This window comes from Pedobacter sp. CFBP9032, from assembly GCF_034045265.1.
GTDB lineage: Bacteria > Bacteroidota > Bacteroidia > Sphingobacteriales > Sphingobacteriaceae > Pedobacter.
Genome location: NZ_JAXCWE010000009.1, coordinates 165,861 through 178,959, shown reverse-complemented (window position 1 = coordinate 178,959; position 13,099 = coordinate 165,861). Strand labels below are relative to the sequence as shown.

The 13,099-nt window shown below is 33.5% G+C and carries 24 protein-coding genes; 14 read left to right on the top strand and 10 right to left on the bottom strand.

The features are described 5' to 3' along the window. Positions 1–142: 142 nt before the first annotated feature. Together SOM16_RS16800 and pyrE are read right to left on the bottom strand one after the other, a co-directional pair. On the bottom strand, positions 143–538 hold the full coding sequence (locus tag SOM16_RS16800; RefSeq protein ID WP_320465157.1) for an SRPBCC family protein: 396 nt from the start codon (positions 536–538) through the stop codon (positions 143–145). A 46-nt stretch (positions 539–584) separates the two neighbouring features. Then, complete coding sequence (gene pyrE / locus SOM16_RS16795) at positions 585–1,235, bottom strand: orotate phosphoribosyltransferase (RefSeq protein ID WP_320465156.1); 651 nt, start codon at positions 1,233–1,235, stop codon at positions 585–587. 108 nt (positions 1,236–1,343) lie between these two features. On the opposite strand from pyrE, the gene SOM16_RS16790 reads away from it, so the two are divergent. Further along, entirely contained in the window at positions 1,344–2,729 is a 1,386-nt protein-coding gene (locus SOM16_RS16790) for a site-specific integrase (protein WP_320465155.1), read from the top strand. Here SOM16_RS16790 and SOM16_RS16785 read toward each other — a convergent pair. Further along, a complete protein-coding gene (locus SOM16_RS16785) occupies positions 2,722–3,036 on the bottom strand; it encodes a hypothetical protein (protein ID WP_320465154.1) in 315 nt (104 codons plus the stop codon). The two genes, SOM16_RS16790 and SOM16_RS16785, sit on opposite strands and share 8 nt — an antisense overlap. 79 nt (positions 3,037–3,115) lie before the next feature. Here SOM16_RS16785 and SOM16_RS16780 point away from each other — a divergent pair, with 79 nt between their 5' ends. Then, complete coding sequence (locus SOM16_RS16780; protein ID WP_320465153.1) at positions 3,116–3,487, top strand: hypothetical protein; 372 nt, start codon at positions 3,116–3,118, stop codon at positions 3,485–3,487. Positions 3,488–3,684: 197 nt separating this feature from the next. Here SOM16_RS16780 and SOM16_RS16775 read toward each other — a convergent pair whose 3' ends face one another. Genes SOM16_RS16775 through SOM16_RS16765 form a run of 3 tightly spaced genes read right to left on the bottom strand, consistent with a single transcriptional unit; the run spans position 3,685 to position 4,529 of the window. Then, complete coding sequence (locus tag SOM16_RS16775; protein WP_320465152.1) at positions 3,685–3,915, bottom strand: hypothetical protein; 231 nt, start codon at positions 3,913–3,915, stop codon at positions 3,685–3,687. A 55-nt stretch (positions 3,916–3,970) separates the two neighbouring features. Next, the gene (locus tag SOM16_RS16770) at positions 3,971–4,225 is read right to left on the bottom strand and encodes a hypothetical protein (RefSeq protein ID WP_320465151.1); all 255 of its coding nucleotides are present in this window, start codon (positions 4,223–4,225) and stop codon (positions 3,971–3,973) included. A gap of 13 nt (positions 4,226–4,238) precedes the next feature. After that, a complete protein-coding gene (locus SOM16_RS16765) occupies positions 4,239–4,529 on the bottom strand; it encodes a hypothetical protein (RefSeq protein ID WP_320465150.1) in 291 nt (96 codons plus the stop codon). A 356-nt stretch (positions 4,530–4,885) separates the two neighbouring features. Here SOM16_RS16765 and SOM16_RS16760 point away from each other — a divergent pair, with 356 nt between their 5' ends. The 3 genes from SOM16_RS16760 to SOM16_RS16750 all read left to right on the top strand — a co-directional run bounded on the left by SOM16_RS16760 (position 4,886) and on the right by SOM16_RS16750 (position 7,022). Beyond that, on the top strand, positions 4,886–6,061 hold the full coding sequence (locus tag SOM16_RS16760) for a hypothetical protein (RefSeq protein ID WP_320465149.1): 1,176 nt from the start codon (positions 4,886–4,888) through the stop codon (positions 6,059–6,061). 200 nt (positions 6,062–6,261) lie between these two features. Continuing rightward, entirely contained in the window at positions 6,262–6,639 is a 378-nt protein-coding gene (locus tag SOM16_RS16755; protein WP_320465148.1) for a hypothetical protein, read from the top strand. A gap of 110 nt (positions 6,640–6,749) precedes the next feature. Beyond that, a complete protein-coding gene (locus SOM16_RS16750; RefSeq protein WP_320465147.1) occupies positions 6,750–7,022 on the top strand; it encodes a hypothetical protein in 273 nt (90 codons plus the stop codon). On the opposite strand, the gene SOM16_RS16745 is transcribed toward SOM16_RS16750, so the two are convergent. Continuing rightward, positions 7,019–7,252, bottom strand: coding sequence for a helix-turn-helix transcriptional regulator (locus SOM16_RS16745; protein ID WP_320465146.1), 234 nt, complete (start codon positions 7,250–7,252; stop codon positions 7,019–7,021). The genes SOM16_RS16750 and SOM16_RS16745 overlap by 4 nt on opposite strands. Before the next feature lie 74 nt (positions 7,253–7,326). Between SOM16_RS16745 and SOM16_RS16740 the strand changes: the two genes are divergently transcribed. The 3 genes from SOM16_RS16740 to SOM16_RS16730 are packed head-to-tail and all read left to right on the top strand — an operon-like array spanning position 7,327 to position 8,345. Next, positions 7,327–7,617: a hypothetical protein gene (locus tag SOM16_RS16740; RefSeq protein WP_320465145.1), complete on the top strand. Its 291-nt coding sequence runs from the start codon at positions 7,327–7,329 to the stop codon at positions 7,615–7,617. 12 nt (positions 7,618–7,629) lie between these two features. Continuing rightward, on the top strand, positions 7,630–8,127 hold the full coding sequence (locus SOM16_RS16735) for a hypothetical protein (RefSeq protein ID WP_320465144.1): 498 nt from the start codon (positions 7,630–7,632) through the stop codon (positions 8,125–8,127). A gap of 5 nt (positions 8,128–8,132) precedes the next feature. Continuing rightward, positions 8,133–8,345, top strand: coding sequence for a hypothetical protein (locus SOM16_RS16730; RefSeq protein ID WP_320465143.1), 213 nt, complete (start codon positions 8,133–8,135; stop codon positions 8,343–8,345). Position 8,346: 1 nt separating this feature from the next. On the opposite strand, the gene SOM16_RS16725 is transcribed toward SOM16_RS16730, so the two are convergent. Further along, complete coding sequence (locus SOM16_RS16725) at positions 8,347–8,586, bottom strand: hypothetical protein (RefSeq protein WP_320465142.1); 240 nt, start codon at positions 8,584–8,586, stop codon at positions 8,347–8,349. A gap of 151 nt (positions 8,587–8,737) precedes the next feature. On the opposite strand from SOM16_RS16725, the gene SOM16_RS16720 reads away from it, so the two are divergent. The 6 genes from SOM16_RS16720 to SOM16_RS16695 all read left to right on the top strand — a co-directional run bounded on the left by SOM16_RS16720 (position 8,738) and on the right by SOM16_RS16695 (position 11,529). Beyond that, a complete protein-coding gene (locus SOM16_RS16720; RefSeq protein WP_320465141.1) occupies positions 8,738–9,271 on the top strand; it encodes a hypothetical protein in 534 nt (177 codons plus the stop codon). 63 nt (positions 9,272–9,334) lie between these two features. Next, positions 9,335–9,589, top strand: coding sequence for a hypothetical protein (locus tag SOM16_RS16715; protein WP_320465140.1), 255 nt, complete (start codon positions 9,335–9,337; stop codon positions 9,587–9,589). A gap of 14 nt (positions 9,590–9,603) precedes the next feature. Continuing rightward, a complete protein-coding gene (locus SOM16_RS16710; RefSeq protein ID WP_320465139.1) occupies positions 9,604–9,978 on the top strand; it encodes a hypothetical protein in 375 nt (124 codons plus the stop codon). 8 nt (positions 9,979–9,986) lie between these two features. Beyond that, positions 9,987–10,151, top strand: a complete 165-nt coding sequence (locus tag SOM16_RS16705; protein ID WP_320465138.1) for a hypothetical protein — start codon at positions 9,987–9,989, stop codon at positions 10,149–10,151. Between the two features lie 362 nt (positions 10,152–10,513). Beyond that, on the top strand, positions 10,514–11,218 hold the full coding sequence (locus tag SOM16_RS16700; protein WP_320465137.1) for a hypothetical protein: 705 nt from the start codon (positions 10,514–10,516) through the stop codon (positions 11,216–11,218). Next, complete coding sequence (locus tag SOM16_RS16695) at positions 11,215–11,529, top strand: hypothetical protein (RefSeq protein WP_320465136.1); 315 nt, start codon at positions 11,215–11,217, stop codon at positions 11,527–11,529. The genes SOM16_RS16700 and SOM16_RS16695 overlap by 4 nt, the downstream gene beginning before the upstream one ends. Positions 11,530–11,718: 189 nt before the next feature. Here SOM16_RS16695 and SOM16_RS16690 read toward each other — a convergent pair whose 3' ends face one another. Further along, positions 11,719–12,240: a hypothetical protein gene (locus SOM16_RS16690; protein WP_320465135.1), complete on the bottom strand. Its 522-nt coding sequence runs from the start codon at positions 12,238–12,240 to the stop codon at positions 11,719–11,721. A 635-nt stretch (positions 12,241–12,875) separates the two neighbouring features. Further along, entirely contained in the window at positions 12,876–13,073 is a 198-nt protein-coding gene (locus SOM16_RS16685; protein ID WP_320465134.1) for a hypothetical protein, read from the bottom strand. Between the last annotated feature and the right edge of the window lie 26 nt (positions 13,074–13,099).

The following is a 13,099-nucleotide window of genomic DNA, read 5'->3' as shown; positions in this document are numbered from 1 at the left end:
TTAGGGCTTATCCAAAACTAAGGTATTAAAAAAATATATAGATAAATACCGCTGGAAATTTCTTCGCATAAAAAAAGCGAAGAAAAATCTTCGCTATATCTTAATCGGCCGCTAAATTGATTGCAAGATTCAGGATTTTAAGCTATCCTAAAATTTGCTGTAAACGCTCCGTTTGGTGATCTACTAATTTTTGCAAAGGACCTGAGGCTAACATTTTCATCATCATATTCAGATCTGCGGAAATGATGAGTTTTGCAATTGTTCCGTCGCCATTTTCTGCAACAGTCCATTTTAATTCGATTTCGAAAGGTGCTTTTTCCGTTGGAGTCGCCGTTAGTTCCTGATTTTCAACACGGTTGGTAATCGCAATTGCTAATTTGGCCATGTTTTGAATGGTAAAACGTGCTTCATCTTCGGTAGATTCCCAATTGTATATATTTTCAGGCATCAATCTCTGATGATTGTTCATATTGGAAAGAAAAGCATAAACCTCGGCAACGGGTTTATTCACTTCCACAGCGCTTTCGATAATAGTCATTATATTTTTTTAAATTTTTAGATAATTGGTTTGAAGTAAAGTGATCTTAGCTAGAAGTTTGGCCCCACTCTGATGGGTTTAACCGCCATTTGCTAAGTAGCTCCATATCATTTTTTGCAATAATACTATGTTCAGCAGCATAATCAATTAATGCACCATAGCTTGATAAAGTTAAGTAACGGCATTTCGCAGCTGCAAAGTTTTCATCAGCTTTTTCAAATCCGTAGGTAAAAATTGCAGCTAAGCCAGCAACAGATAAACCAGCAGATCTTAATGCCTCAACAGCCTGCAAGCTACTTTTACCTGTAGAAATTAGGTCTTCGATTACCACTACACGTTGCCCTTCTATCACTTCACCTTCAATTAAACTTCCGGTTCCATGCTCTTTTGCTTTTGCTCTTACATAAATAAATGGAAGACCAAGTTCCTGAGCAACCAGTACACCTTGAGGAATTCCGGCTGTTGCAACTCCAGCAATAACATCAACCGAACCAAACTCTTCCTGAATTGCCTGTGCAAGTTTTTGACGGATGTAAGTTCTAACCTGAGGATGGGAAAGGGTAATTCGGTTATCGCAATAAATTGGCGACTTCCAACCAGATGCCCAAGTAAAAGGATTATTAGGTTGTAATTTAATTGCCTTTATTTGTAATAAAAATTCCGCTACCTTTAATTCAATATCACTTTTATTATACATGGCCCAAAATTACAGAATTTTTTATCTTTGTCATTATCATACTTTAAAGCCACTTTTTTAGTGGTGTGTAGAAAATTGTAGAAAAATTCTTTGTTTAAAAATTAATTAATGTCTCAAATATCGCAAATATTAGTTGATGGTGAAAGTTATATTTTACCACCTGTTAGTAATCAACACTTTAAATCAGCAGCAGTTTTAAAAACGCCAAATAAAGGTGATTGGTATATTTATTACTCTCTATGGGATTTTAAAGTTGGAAAATGGAAACCTATAAAGTTCTACACCAAACAGCTTAACAACTCTGATGCGTTGAAGCTACCTATTAAAAAAAGAATCCTAACTGGTGAGGCAATTCTCTCTGCCTGTAACGCAGATCTAAGCAATGGTATAGATCCAAAGACCGCAAAAGCAATTGCGCCATTTAGTAAGGTAACGTTGAAGGATGTACTTGAGGATGCTGCAGATGAATCAAAAGTACCACGCCTAGATGAAGCAATTGAAACCTTCTTAGCAACCAAAACTGATACGTTAGGTGGGAAGACAGGTGCGGAAAACAAGGAGAACACTGCAGTTACTTACAAGTATTTTTTTAAAGCCTTCAAAGATTATTGTGTAAGATCAAAAATTGATAATTACAAAGTGAACAAGTACACTAAGCAAGATGTGTTTAACTTCATGCAAGAGTACTTAAATGCTGGTATCTGGGGTGCTTCTACCTATAACAGCAATTTAGGTTTTATCAAATCCTTTTTCAACTTCTTTGCTAAACGTTATGACTTCACACATTACATTGGTAACATTGAAGATGTTGAAGTGACCGAAGAAACTGATAAGTTTGAACCATTCAATGAAGTTGACGTTAAACGTGTTTTTGATTTCTTATCTGCGGAACAAGTAATTGAATATCCACATTACAGGCGAACTTTACCACCTAATAATCTGATCAGAATAATTGCTAAAACTATCTTTTACTCCTTTCTCAGACCCTCTGAAATAAGAAGAATTAAGGTAAAGCATATTAAGCGTTATAAGCAAGGTTACTTTGACTTGAGTGTTGATATTACCAAAAATAAGAAAGTGGCTTCACGCTTTAAAGAATTGTATATTGATCCTATATTGGTTGAAGAGTATAGTAACTTAGGTTGGGATGAATTAATCAGCAAAAAAGAATGCCAGGAATACTATGTTTTTACGAAAGATTTGATTCCATCATTAGATAAGAGCAGCAATTATCAATTTGGCAAGAAATTCTCAAGAGAGTTGGATAAGCTGGATAAGCAAGCCTCAAAGAGTGATACAATCTTTGCGGATGCTAAGTACTCTTTATATTCACTAAAGCACTCAGGTAACATCCAAGCTTACAAGGCTGGTTGGACAATTGCACAACTTCAACTTCAAAACAGACACAGTAGTGAAGAGCAAACCGAAAACTACCTAAGAGAACTAAAACAAGAAATTAATCAACAACCAAGGCCACCAAGAGCAGCTATTTAAGTAACTGATTCGCTCTAAAGGTCGCAATGACATCTTCTTTTGTTTCTTTTTTCTTTACGTTTGAAATTTTAGATGTTAGAGCCTTGTTAATAGGCTTTAACATGCTTTTTAGACTTGTAATCTCTTCTATAAGTAACGTTTGTTCTTTTAATTTTTCGTTTTCCAATTGAAGAGACTCAATCTTCATCTGACTTTGTAGCAAAGCATTGCCAAACTCTAAAATGGTTTCTCTATCAGAACCCCTGTAGGTTTCTCGTTCATTTGAATCGCTAAATTCCTGTAATGATATACATGTCACTTTTCCCATTTTTCTAAAGTAATATGAGATTGAAAAAAATCAAGGCTGAGATATTAATAATATCATAAAAAGATTTTTATTTTCGTGAATGAAAAAATTAATAACTCTCTTTCTACTTATGTTTACTACGCTTATCCTGAAAGCTCAAACAGCAGATGAAACTTTGGAATGGTTGCGAACAAAACAACCAAGCCTTGGCGGAAATTCAGTCACGATAGACCAAAAATTCATTAAAGTAACCAATGATAAAGATGTAACATCAATTGAATGGTCAAAGATTAAAGATGTAACAAGAAAAAATTTTGAAATAAAAATCGTTGGTGACGAACTTCTTAATGGTAAAAATATTTTTATCAACATTAGGGTTGACGATTTTAGGCTCTCAGATAAATTCGTGAAAGCACTTAGGCATTTAGCCGAATTGAAGGGAGCTAAATTAATAAAAGATGATTTGTTTTAGTATAACTAAATCTAAGTAAGAAGGTGGCTACTGTACTTCACCACCCCTTTGATCAGTGTGTTTCTAAAGTAATATGAGATTAAAAAAAATCAAGGCTGAGAGATTAAAAAAAATGGCAGCTGGTTACTATACTTCTCCAACTGCCTCGTTAATATCTGATACTAATTTAGCACCAGTATCAAAATTTGTAAATGTTATTAACTTAAAGCAAGTGGATCTTTACCCTCGAAAATTTCAGTTTCATTCTCGTGGTTGTGAAATGTTTCAGTTATGGTGTTATCAGGTTTAGGTTTACGGTGAATCCATTTACCATCTTGTTTACCATTTACATAGTTACCTTCAAGCCAAATTCCACCATCACCATCTGATAGTTTCCAATAACCTATTCTTTCATCATTTTCGTTTAATTGATTTATCTTTCTTTCCATATCCATAAATATATTGCAACAATTGAAAATGTCAAGTTCAGGTGAAATATATTTATTAAACTAATTTCTTTATCTGATTTTGAAAGGCTATTGCTTCACCATCTTCACGTACCAAGGGATGTACATCAACAACTGTAACCGAACCATTTTCAACATAAAGTGTAAATATTGGGTTATCCAATGCATTTTTGAAAATCATATAGTTATCATTTACAGCTTCATAGTAGAAGGATGAACCAAATAGTTTTTTAGCAGAACTGAATATTTCTCCAGCAGTTTTTCCTGTATTAAGTTGTATTGTATTATTCATTTATACAAAAGCATTAAATTTCAGTTCTGTTCACTCTTAAAAAATCCCCTATTTCGTAATAACCAACAGCCTTTAAACTTTCTTCAAATTCTGTTTTTGATGGGGTTGGTACATCTGATTCTAAATCATTGTAATAGTTAGCAATCATTTCACGATATGCTTTATCTAATGAGCCAACTTTGATTGGTGCTTCACCATCATCAGCATTTGGGTGTGGAATTGAATAAGTGTAACGGTTTCTAACTACTGGCACTGCTGGTTGAGCAGTAGCAAATAATGATTGTTGTTTGGGCTTTTTACTCATAGCGTTTTATTTTATGCAAAGATAACTTTTGCTTTTCCATTTTGTACCCATCTCTGTTGTATATGTTTTGCTTTTTTTATATACAACAGAGATGGGTACAAAATTAATATTCAATATAGACTTGATAATTTTCAATCTACCAATACTTTAGAATAGTACCATGTTGGAACTAATTAAAAATAATTAACTAAGAAAATGAATTTAAAATTTTTAGAGACTATTTATAAAAGTAACATACATGGTTACAATATATTTTAATTAGCATTTAGAAAGTTATTACTGGTCGGGCGTTGCTTCCCGACCATTCTCTTTAAAGCTAATTAACTGAAGAGAATAAATAGTAAATACAATTTTTAATGTTAATCAATACTTATGCAAATGTAAGTACACCATCAGTACAATCAATAATACCAACCACAGAATGGTTGGAAAAAATCAAATTCGGTGAGTATGCCGATGTTATAACACAATTAAGAAAGTTCAAGAAAGGTGATTCATTCTATGATGAAACCAAAAAAACTTTACCATGTTGCACATATAATTTCTTATTTGATTCCTATAAAAAAAATTCAAATATAGTTTCACCTACTGGCTTAATCTACTTTGATGTAGATGAACCATCATTTGATGTTTCAACGTTGAACTTAGATAAGGTATATTCTTATTATAAGAGCGTAGGCGGTAAAGGTTATTCAATTCTAACTAAGGTTGAGAATTTAACATTAGATAACTACAATGCAACCTATGATGCAATCCTGAATGATTTAAACTTAAACAACTACTTTGATAAGGATGCAAGGAAAGCAACTCAGTACAATATCATTTCCAATGATTCAGATATTTTCATCAATAACAGTTCATTCATTTATGAATCAAAAAATGAAAATGTACCCATCTCTATGGTATATAAAGAAAACACAAACATATACGAAAGAGATGGGTACAAAACCAATTACATCAGATATAGTGATTTAACCAACATTGAGCTTGATACACCATTCGTGGTTGATTGGAATAACTTTAGAGAGGTTAAAGTTTCAATACCATTTCACAAAATATCAGATGGTAGAAAAAGAACCCTTCTGGCTATATGCTGCAATTATGTATGGTTAAATGATTGGTTACCGTTTGATAACGTGGTTAAAACTATGTGCGTAATCAATACCTTAACCTGCAGTGAGCCCTTACCGTATTCAATAATCTTAGGTATTGTGAAATCAATCTTTCAACAGAAAAGGGAAAATAGATTAAAGCCTAATTATAACGAGCGTAGCATCATTTTTTCAAAAGATTGCGGATATGATAAAGATGAAAAGTTAGCCATTTGTAGGGACTTGTATAGCCAAAAAAGAGTGGGTGAAAGCAAAGATAAGCTGTATGATTTTATTGAAAGTTGGAATTTTCAACTTCACGGAAAAATTACAGTTAGAAAGCTGGCAGAAGTTTCAGAGATGAATCTCAAAACCGTAACGAAGTATTACCCTGAATTTAAAACTGGTATTGCTCAATTAAACGCTGGTTATAAAAAATAACAGTGAATTAGTTAGTGTCATTAAAAAATGACAAATTATTTTAGCAACATGATTTAACCATATAATGAAGCAAAAAGTGCCTTGAATATAGTTTTAAGGCACTATTAGTTTTTTCTTTCTAATCTGCAAATAACCACTATATCAGGATTTTGAAAGCTGAAAATAGATTAATACACTTGCAAAATAATAATAAAAACAACATGGAAACATTACAATTACCGCAACATAAAGTAGCAGCGTTTAAGGGGAATAGATTTGCCATTTATTTAGCTGGAAAAGTCGTAGATGATGCACAAGGTTATGGTTATAAAACTGCACCAGCCGCCTATAAAATTTTAAATTTTAGATTCAATGGAGGCAGAGAAAAACAAGCTTATTATAAAAAATCATTTATGGAGTGGAAAAAACATGATTTGCATAGACAACTAGTTACGGCTTACACTAAATACTTAAATAACTTCTTTTTTGATATGGTTAAAGATGGTGAGACTTCCTCGGATGTACTTCAGGAATTTGAAATAAAATACGGTGTAACTATTCCAAAAGATATTTTTAATTATATCATTAAGACCTGTTAAATGAAAGAACTTATACTAATGGTTTTCCAAGATGCTTTAACGTTACTGGAACAATGCGAAGAATATGAACTATGCGAGAAAGTAAACAATTACCTATTAGCCATTAAATAATGAAGAACATCAAAACTCTAAAACAACAGGGCGTTTCACTGATAGAACAGACCAGTACAATCCTAAGTGGTAAGTACAATTATATCATTCAACCAGATAACAATGTGTGCCAAGCCAAATTATTAAGCAATGATGAAACAATTTCAGTCATCCTTTTTGAAAAGAAAGATGGTACAGTTTCGCACTTCATTGAATGTAATTCACGGGAGCGAGAAGAAAAAGTAATAAAACTGGTGATGGATATTTATGACATCGTTAACCTGCTGAATTAAATTCCCGCCAACAACTGAGAAGGGGGGATTTTTAATGCCCTAGCAATGATAACAATCATTGAGACTGTAGTGTTAACTAACCCCCTTTCTATTTTACTTATGGTGGTGTATTCAACCTCACAAAGTTCAGCTAACTGAACCATAGTTAATCCTTTTTCAATACGTATTGCACGTATTGTTGCACCAAGTTTTTCTATAGCTTTTTGATCTTTAGGGTTATGGGAAGCCATCCCGACAAAGCTTAAGAAAAAACATTTTTTATTATATAGCACTTGTGCTATATTTGCAAATTATACTTAATAAAATGAAAAGAAAATTAACACCTCTATTTTGCGCTGGCATTTTTTTAATGGGATGCACACAACCGACACCAGAAAAACTTGCTGAAGATGTTTGCCAGTGTTACACTGAAATGAAAGCCATTGACAACACAACAGCCAAACTTGAAAAAGTGGATGAATGCTTTCAAGTCACTCAATCAAAGCTGGAGAAGATTGAAGATATGGCGAAGAGCAATGACTGGAGTGATGATAAGAAAGCAGCCGAGAGAACTAAATTTGAGTCAGCAGTAAATAAATGTAATAAATCTAACTAGACCCTCTCAATCATGAACACCATTTTCCCAGACGAAAAAGTCAACTCAACTACACTCTTTGAAGGAGAAAAATTCACCATAACAGATAGAAGGCTTCTTTACGAATCTAAAGAGGCAAATGCATTTATTGGTAATCATGAGTTAAGATCAGCAAGCCTCACAGAAATTGATGTTACTTACGAAAAGTTTAATCTGCCAGAGATCCCTGATATGATGAAGCTTAGTTATGTAGCTTCTTTTCTCGTTGTAGCTATTGTTCAAGCCTGTTTAGGAGAGGAAACAGGAGTAATATTCATTTCCTCTTTTATGTATGGTTTTCTTGGAATGATAGGACTTACTATACTACTTAAGGTAACACAAGCAATTATGCGTTATAATGTGAAACAGGTTAGGTTTAATATTGAAAAGACTGACAACTCAAGCTTCTTAATCCACCTGTATGGCATGGAAAGAAAAAATGATCTTATCACACTCTCTAACAAAATTAACGCAGCTATTTACAAAGGCTAAAAACAATGAAATATACGGTAACTAACATTAGTAAACGTTGGAAGATCAGCAAGACAAAGCTGCAGGTGTTATTGGATGATAATAATGTTGCACCTGTTGAAGAAAAGCCAGTTGAGATTAATTCAATGGTATATCTTCAAAGATTCACTGTTACTGCCAAGTACTATGAATCTGCAGTTGTTGAGGATTTAATGAAAGTTTTTCCGAAGCGTACCTAATCTATAACCCTTGGGAATATCTTTGTTGAGCATCAGCCAACAGTTTTTCAAGGTGGCTACCAAAGCCATGTGATTCAGGAAAGTTTATGTATCTACCTTCATATAAATCATAAGTTGCCACGTAAATGCCAGCAAAGGTTTCTGAATCATCTTTAGCTTTTTCCAATTCTGCTTCAGATTCAAATGTTCTATAGCTGAATGAATTTAAGTTTCTTTTGAATAATGCGTATCTATTAACCATGATCTAAATATATAAAATAAAAGTTGCTACCAACCCCCCTGCATTAAGTTGTTGGGGGTTTTCTGGTTTATTGTCATTTTTATGTCATAGTGAGATATTTTCAGTCACTTTGAAAAGTAGTAATCTATTTATAGGAAAGACACAACCAACAATGGAACACAAAGACAACTTTCAACATTTTGATAAACTTGGTACAGGGTTACTATTAAGCATGTTTAATCTGCACACATTCTATGATAACAAAGCTGATAGATATAGCTGGTTTGATGCTTCGGGAACTACAGTTTCAAATGGCATCAGTAAGGATGTAATCTTTGAAGTAAAGTGTAATAATAGCAGCATCACCAACTACGAATGCAGCATCATAACCAAAGCAGATTTTGATTCTTTACTTAGACTGTCACCAGCAGATGTTGAGCCAATGTATGTAACATTCACCAACAACATTACCTACGTTTTCAACTTGCGCAAAGTGTTAGCAGATCCATCAGTATGGTATGTAAGGGAAGTGACAAACAAAGCAGCTGAGATGCGTAATAATGAGGTTTACATTCAAGAAGACTGGGTTTACTTTAGAAGAAAAGAATGTAAAACGAAAGGTTACATGAGGGAAATTGCTAAGGGTTCAATGAACTATGGAATCAACATCAACGATGAATTAAGAAAAGCAAAATGGAAATATTAAATGCAATTATCATTATCCTTTCAATTGGTGCTTGGATAGTTTATAGCGAAGATTTTAAAAAAGATGACAGCAAGAAAAGTTAATGAATTGAATGGTGTGCTTGATATGATTTACACCAAGATGTTTGAAGCTGGCTTTCCTTCACAATATCTGAATCAGCTTTACCTAACAATTAACCTAATAAGTTTTACCAATGAAAGAGCTGCTTTTCTGCACTCATTCATCAAACTCAGGTCAATCAATGAGAAGGTTGAAAATTATGAAATATGTGCTTACATACATAAGTATGAAGAGCAATTAAAAGAGATTAAAAATTAAAGATTAATATAAAAATGGAAAATAAAACAACTACCCAAAAACCAACTGATTTTTTCTTAAATGCTGGTCAACGTATCAGTGAGATATTTGAGATATCATATTCATATGTTAACAACAAATTTCATTACAAAACCAACGTTGAAGATGAAGATATTACAAAAGATGAAATTATTCGTGAACGTATTAAAAAGCGTAAAACTGCTTTTATTATGCCTCTATTGGAAGAACTTGTAAAGGTTGATGAAGGTAATGCAAACCAAGAACTATTGTTTGAATATTTCAAAAGTAACTTGGTGAAAGCGCTTGGTCACTCAATTGAATACGGTGAAACACACATTAAAGTTGAGGTTATTTTAGATACCAACTACATTAAGTTAAGCTTAATGTAAAACTAAATATGAAAAATAATACATACATCATTGAGATTGAAAACAAATTCTTTCTTGTGATTAACGGCAACAAAACGGTGCTTGACCTATACCCACAACCAGCACATCAGGTTTCAATCACGAATAACACAGCCATTGATTTGGCTTATGAAGAACACTACAGTGTTCAATAAAATATTAAAAACAATGATTAATAAACTGTTTACAACCTCATTGAAATCATTAGGCATTGGTTTAGTTGTAGCTGCTTATGCTTACTTTAAAGCATGGAGAGAGGATAAAGCCAATGTTGATTAATTCAATCCTCTTAGCCTTTTCAATTAACTGGCTATTGATGAACCCCATTTACTTATGGTTGGTTCAAAAGCTACCAAGCAAGCCATTTAAATGTATTTATTGTCTTTCATTCCATTGTGGATGGTTGACAGCAGGAATACAACAAGATTACCATCTATTGGTATTAGCGGTCACAGCACCAGTTTTAGCGCTTGTGATTGATAAAGTGCTAAAGGCACTCCCGACACCATTAAAATAATTGCAAAAATATAATGGCTACGAAGGTTTAACCAAGGAGCAGATCAAAAACAAAGTCCTAACAGGATTTTACAACACGGGTAGGGTGAATGGCTACTACATGACGAAGTTTAGTAGTAGCAAAGAGAACCCACTTAAGTACTACATATCTGGTTGGCTAAGCAATAACAATACCATGTGTGTTCCCAACACCAAGGATCAGTACATTGAAGATTTTTATCAGATGCTTTTTCTCCACCTATTTAAAATTACGGATGAGAAATTTTGTGATGGTGGTTACAACAAAAAGGGTAAATGGGTGGTAGGTTTTTTTAAAGCTAATGGTGATCTAAATGTACGTAAGCTTTGTGCAACAGCATGTTTGATTATTCAACGTCAAGGATTTTACAAGGATAAAATCAAAGGGTACTCAAATCAAAGTTTAATAACAAGTCTAATGCATGCCTCTAGCTTCAATGCTTCTAATTCAGTGGTTAACCAGATAGAGAATTTTGATGAAGCAAACATAGATGAAAAGATACTGAGGGAAGAATTAAGCATTGATGACTTTGTTCACGATTTTTCATCAACACCAGATGAGATTACATCACAATTAAGTGATGAAGATTTTGACTTGTTCCAAAGATGTGTGGGGAAAAAGTTCAATACAAAATCACCAATAATGAGAAACCTGGCTTACAAGATAAAAGAAATAATGAAACGATGACAGAACAAGAATTATATGCGCAGATGAGGCCAATGGAAGCAGCATTTGAAAAATACAAGAACAAACAGTTATCAGCATTAAGTGCTGATGAAGTTGCCCACATGGGAATTATCTTCAATGGTGTCAGACTGGTTTACCCAACATCAGGATTACCAAGACTATTTACAAGTTCCTGCAGCAGTTGTGTTCTTTCAACGTTGGAAAAGTTTATTTCAATTTTTGATAGAATCAAAGGCTTGTATCAGGTTGAAGAAACACCGCTGGCAACAAAAGTGATAAAGAATAAAAGAGTAAAGAAAAATGGAAAGTGAGTTCAATTCAGAAGGTAATATTATCTTCGACGTTGATGTTGGTGAAGCTTAAACAAAATTATACCAATAACATTTACAATAGTTGAAAGTAGCCCTATCTTAGTTTTAGTGAAGCTGATGAGAGTTAGAGTATTCATTGTTTAATTATTTGTTTTAACACCCTTATGGCTGGATAACGTAAGGGTTTTATTATGTGGTGTAATTTTTCTTTTCTACGTATTCAACAATATCAAGTTCACTACTAATAGTGCCAATAGTTTTAATGCAGTCTTGGCATCGCCACATATAAACCCCAAATTCTTCACTTACACCTTCGCTAATCATTGGCAAGAGTGAGCATTCATCATCGGGGCATACGGGTGCAGCATTCTTGACTTCGTAACGTTTAATAAGTTGATTGTATTTCCATTCCCATCTCCAGGTGATATGTTCAAATTTGTCAGCGGTATACCTAAGTCTTTCATTGCTATTCTTTCGCTCTTTAAGATAACGCCATGTTAATGAGATGACTACAATAGCAATCAATACCATGTAAACTGGAATTTGAAGAGCAAGCACACCACCAATGTACTTTATACCTTTCATGGTAGTAGCAAGTATTGGCAGCTTAAAGATAACTTCTGTAAAAAACAGCAAAATTAGACCAGCTATAACTGAGTATGAGACGTTCTTAACCCATTCATGGTTAAAGAACTGTTTAATTGTGTGCATGGGCGTTTAAATAAAAATGTGAAGATAATACTATTGTTAGACATGGGGGTTCATCCATTGAGAAATCCACCTGTACCAACTGATTGTTCAAATACGGGTTAAAATTTGCTAATCTTCTGAATCTTTCCATTCTCATAGTACTCGTGTATTTCGGTTGGATTGTGTCGCATACTATAAACTAAGCCTGCTGCAATTAGAGCTAACGCAATTATTACGTGTTTCCATGTTTTTAGTTTGCCTATTGCCTGAATAATTCCTTTAATTTCTGACATGATATTGTATTCTAATCTAAATATTATGTAATGCCTTCGTATTTGCATTACTACGATCACTAAAACTTCTTTCTCATACTACAAATTTACCCATTATAACTGATGATATTTGATGGGGGTTCTTTGCTTAATCCGCACTTTTATCAACCCCATTTACTCTTTCACCAGCGAGAAAAAAGAAACTTTCCGACCAAGTATGACTAATTTTTATTGTAATTAAAAATAAAACTTTAATTATTTATAAACCTGTAAATCAGTTAATTGATTAAAGTATTTGCATTATTCAATTTTAAATTGAAGCGCCTATGAATCTTAGTTTTAGGGTGGTGGATCTCCAGAATGAAATCCACCTGACCCAAAGTGTTAAAACAATGACCTGAATGTTGTTTTCGTTTTCAATACCATTCCGTTAGGGAACAGTTTAGACACTTCTTTTTCTTTTGGTTCTTTCCTCATCAAGTAAAGCCAGATGAAAAAGAAAAGCACTAAGACTACAATAGTCTGCGGCCACGACGTGATTGAGCCCAACGCCTCAATGATTTTTTCAAGGTTTAAATTCATAATGTTCAAGATTTAGTAGTTACTGT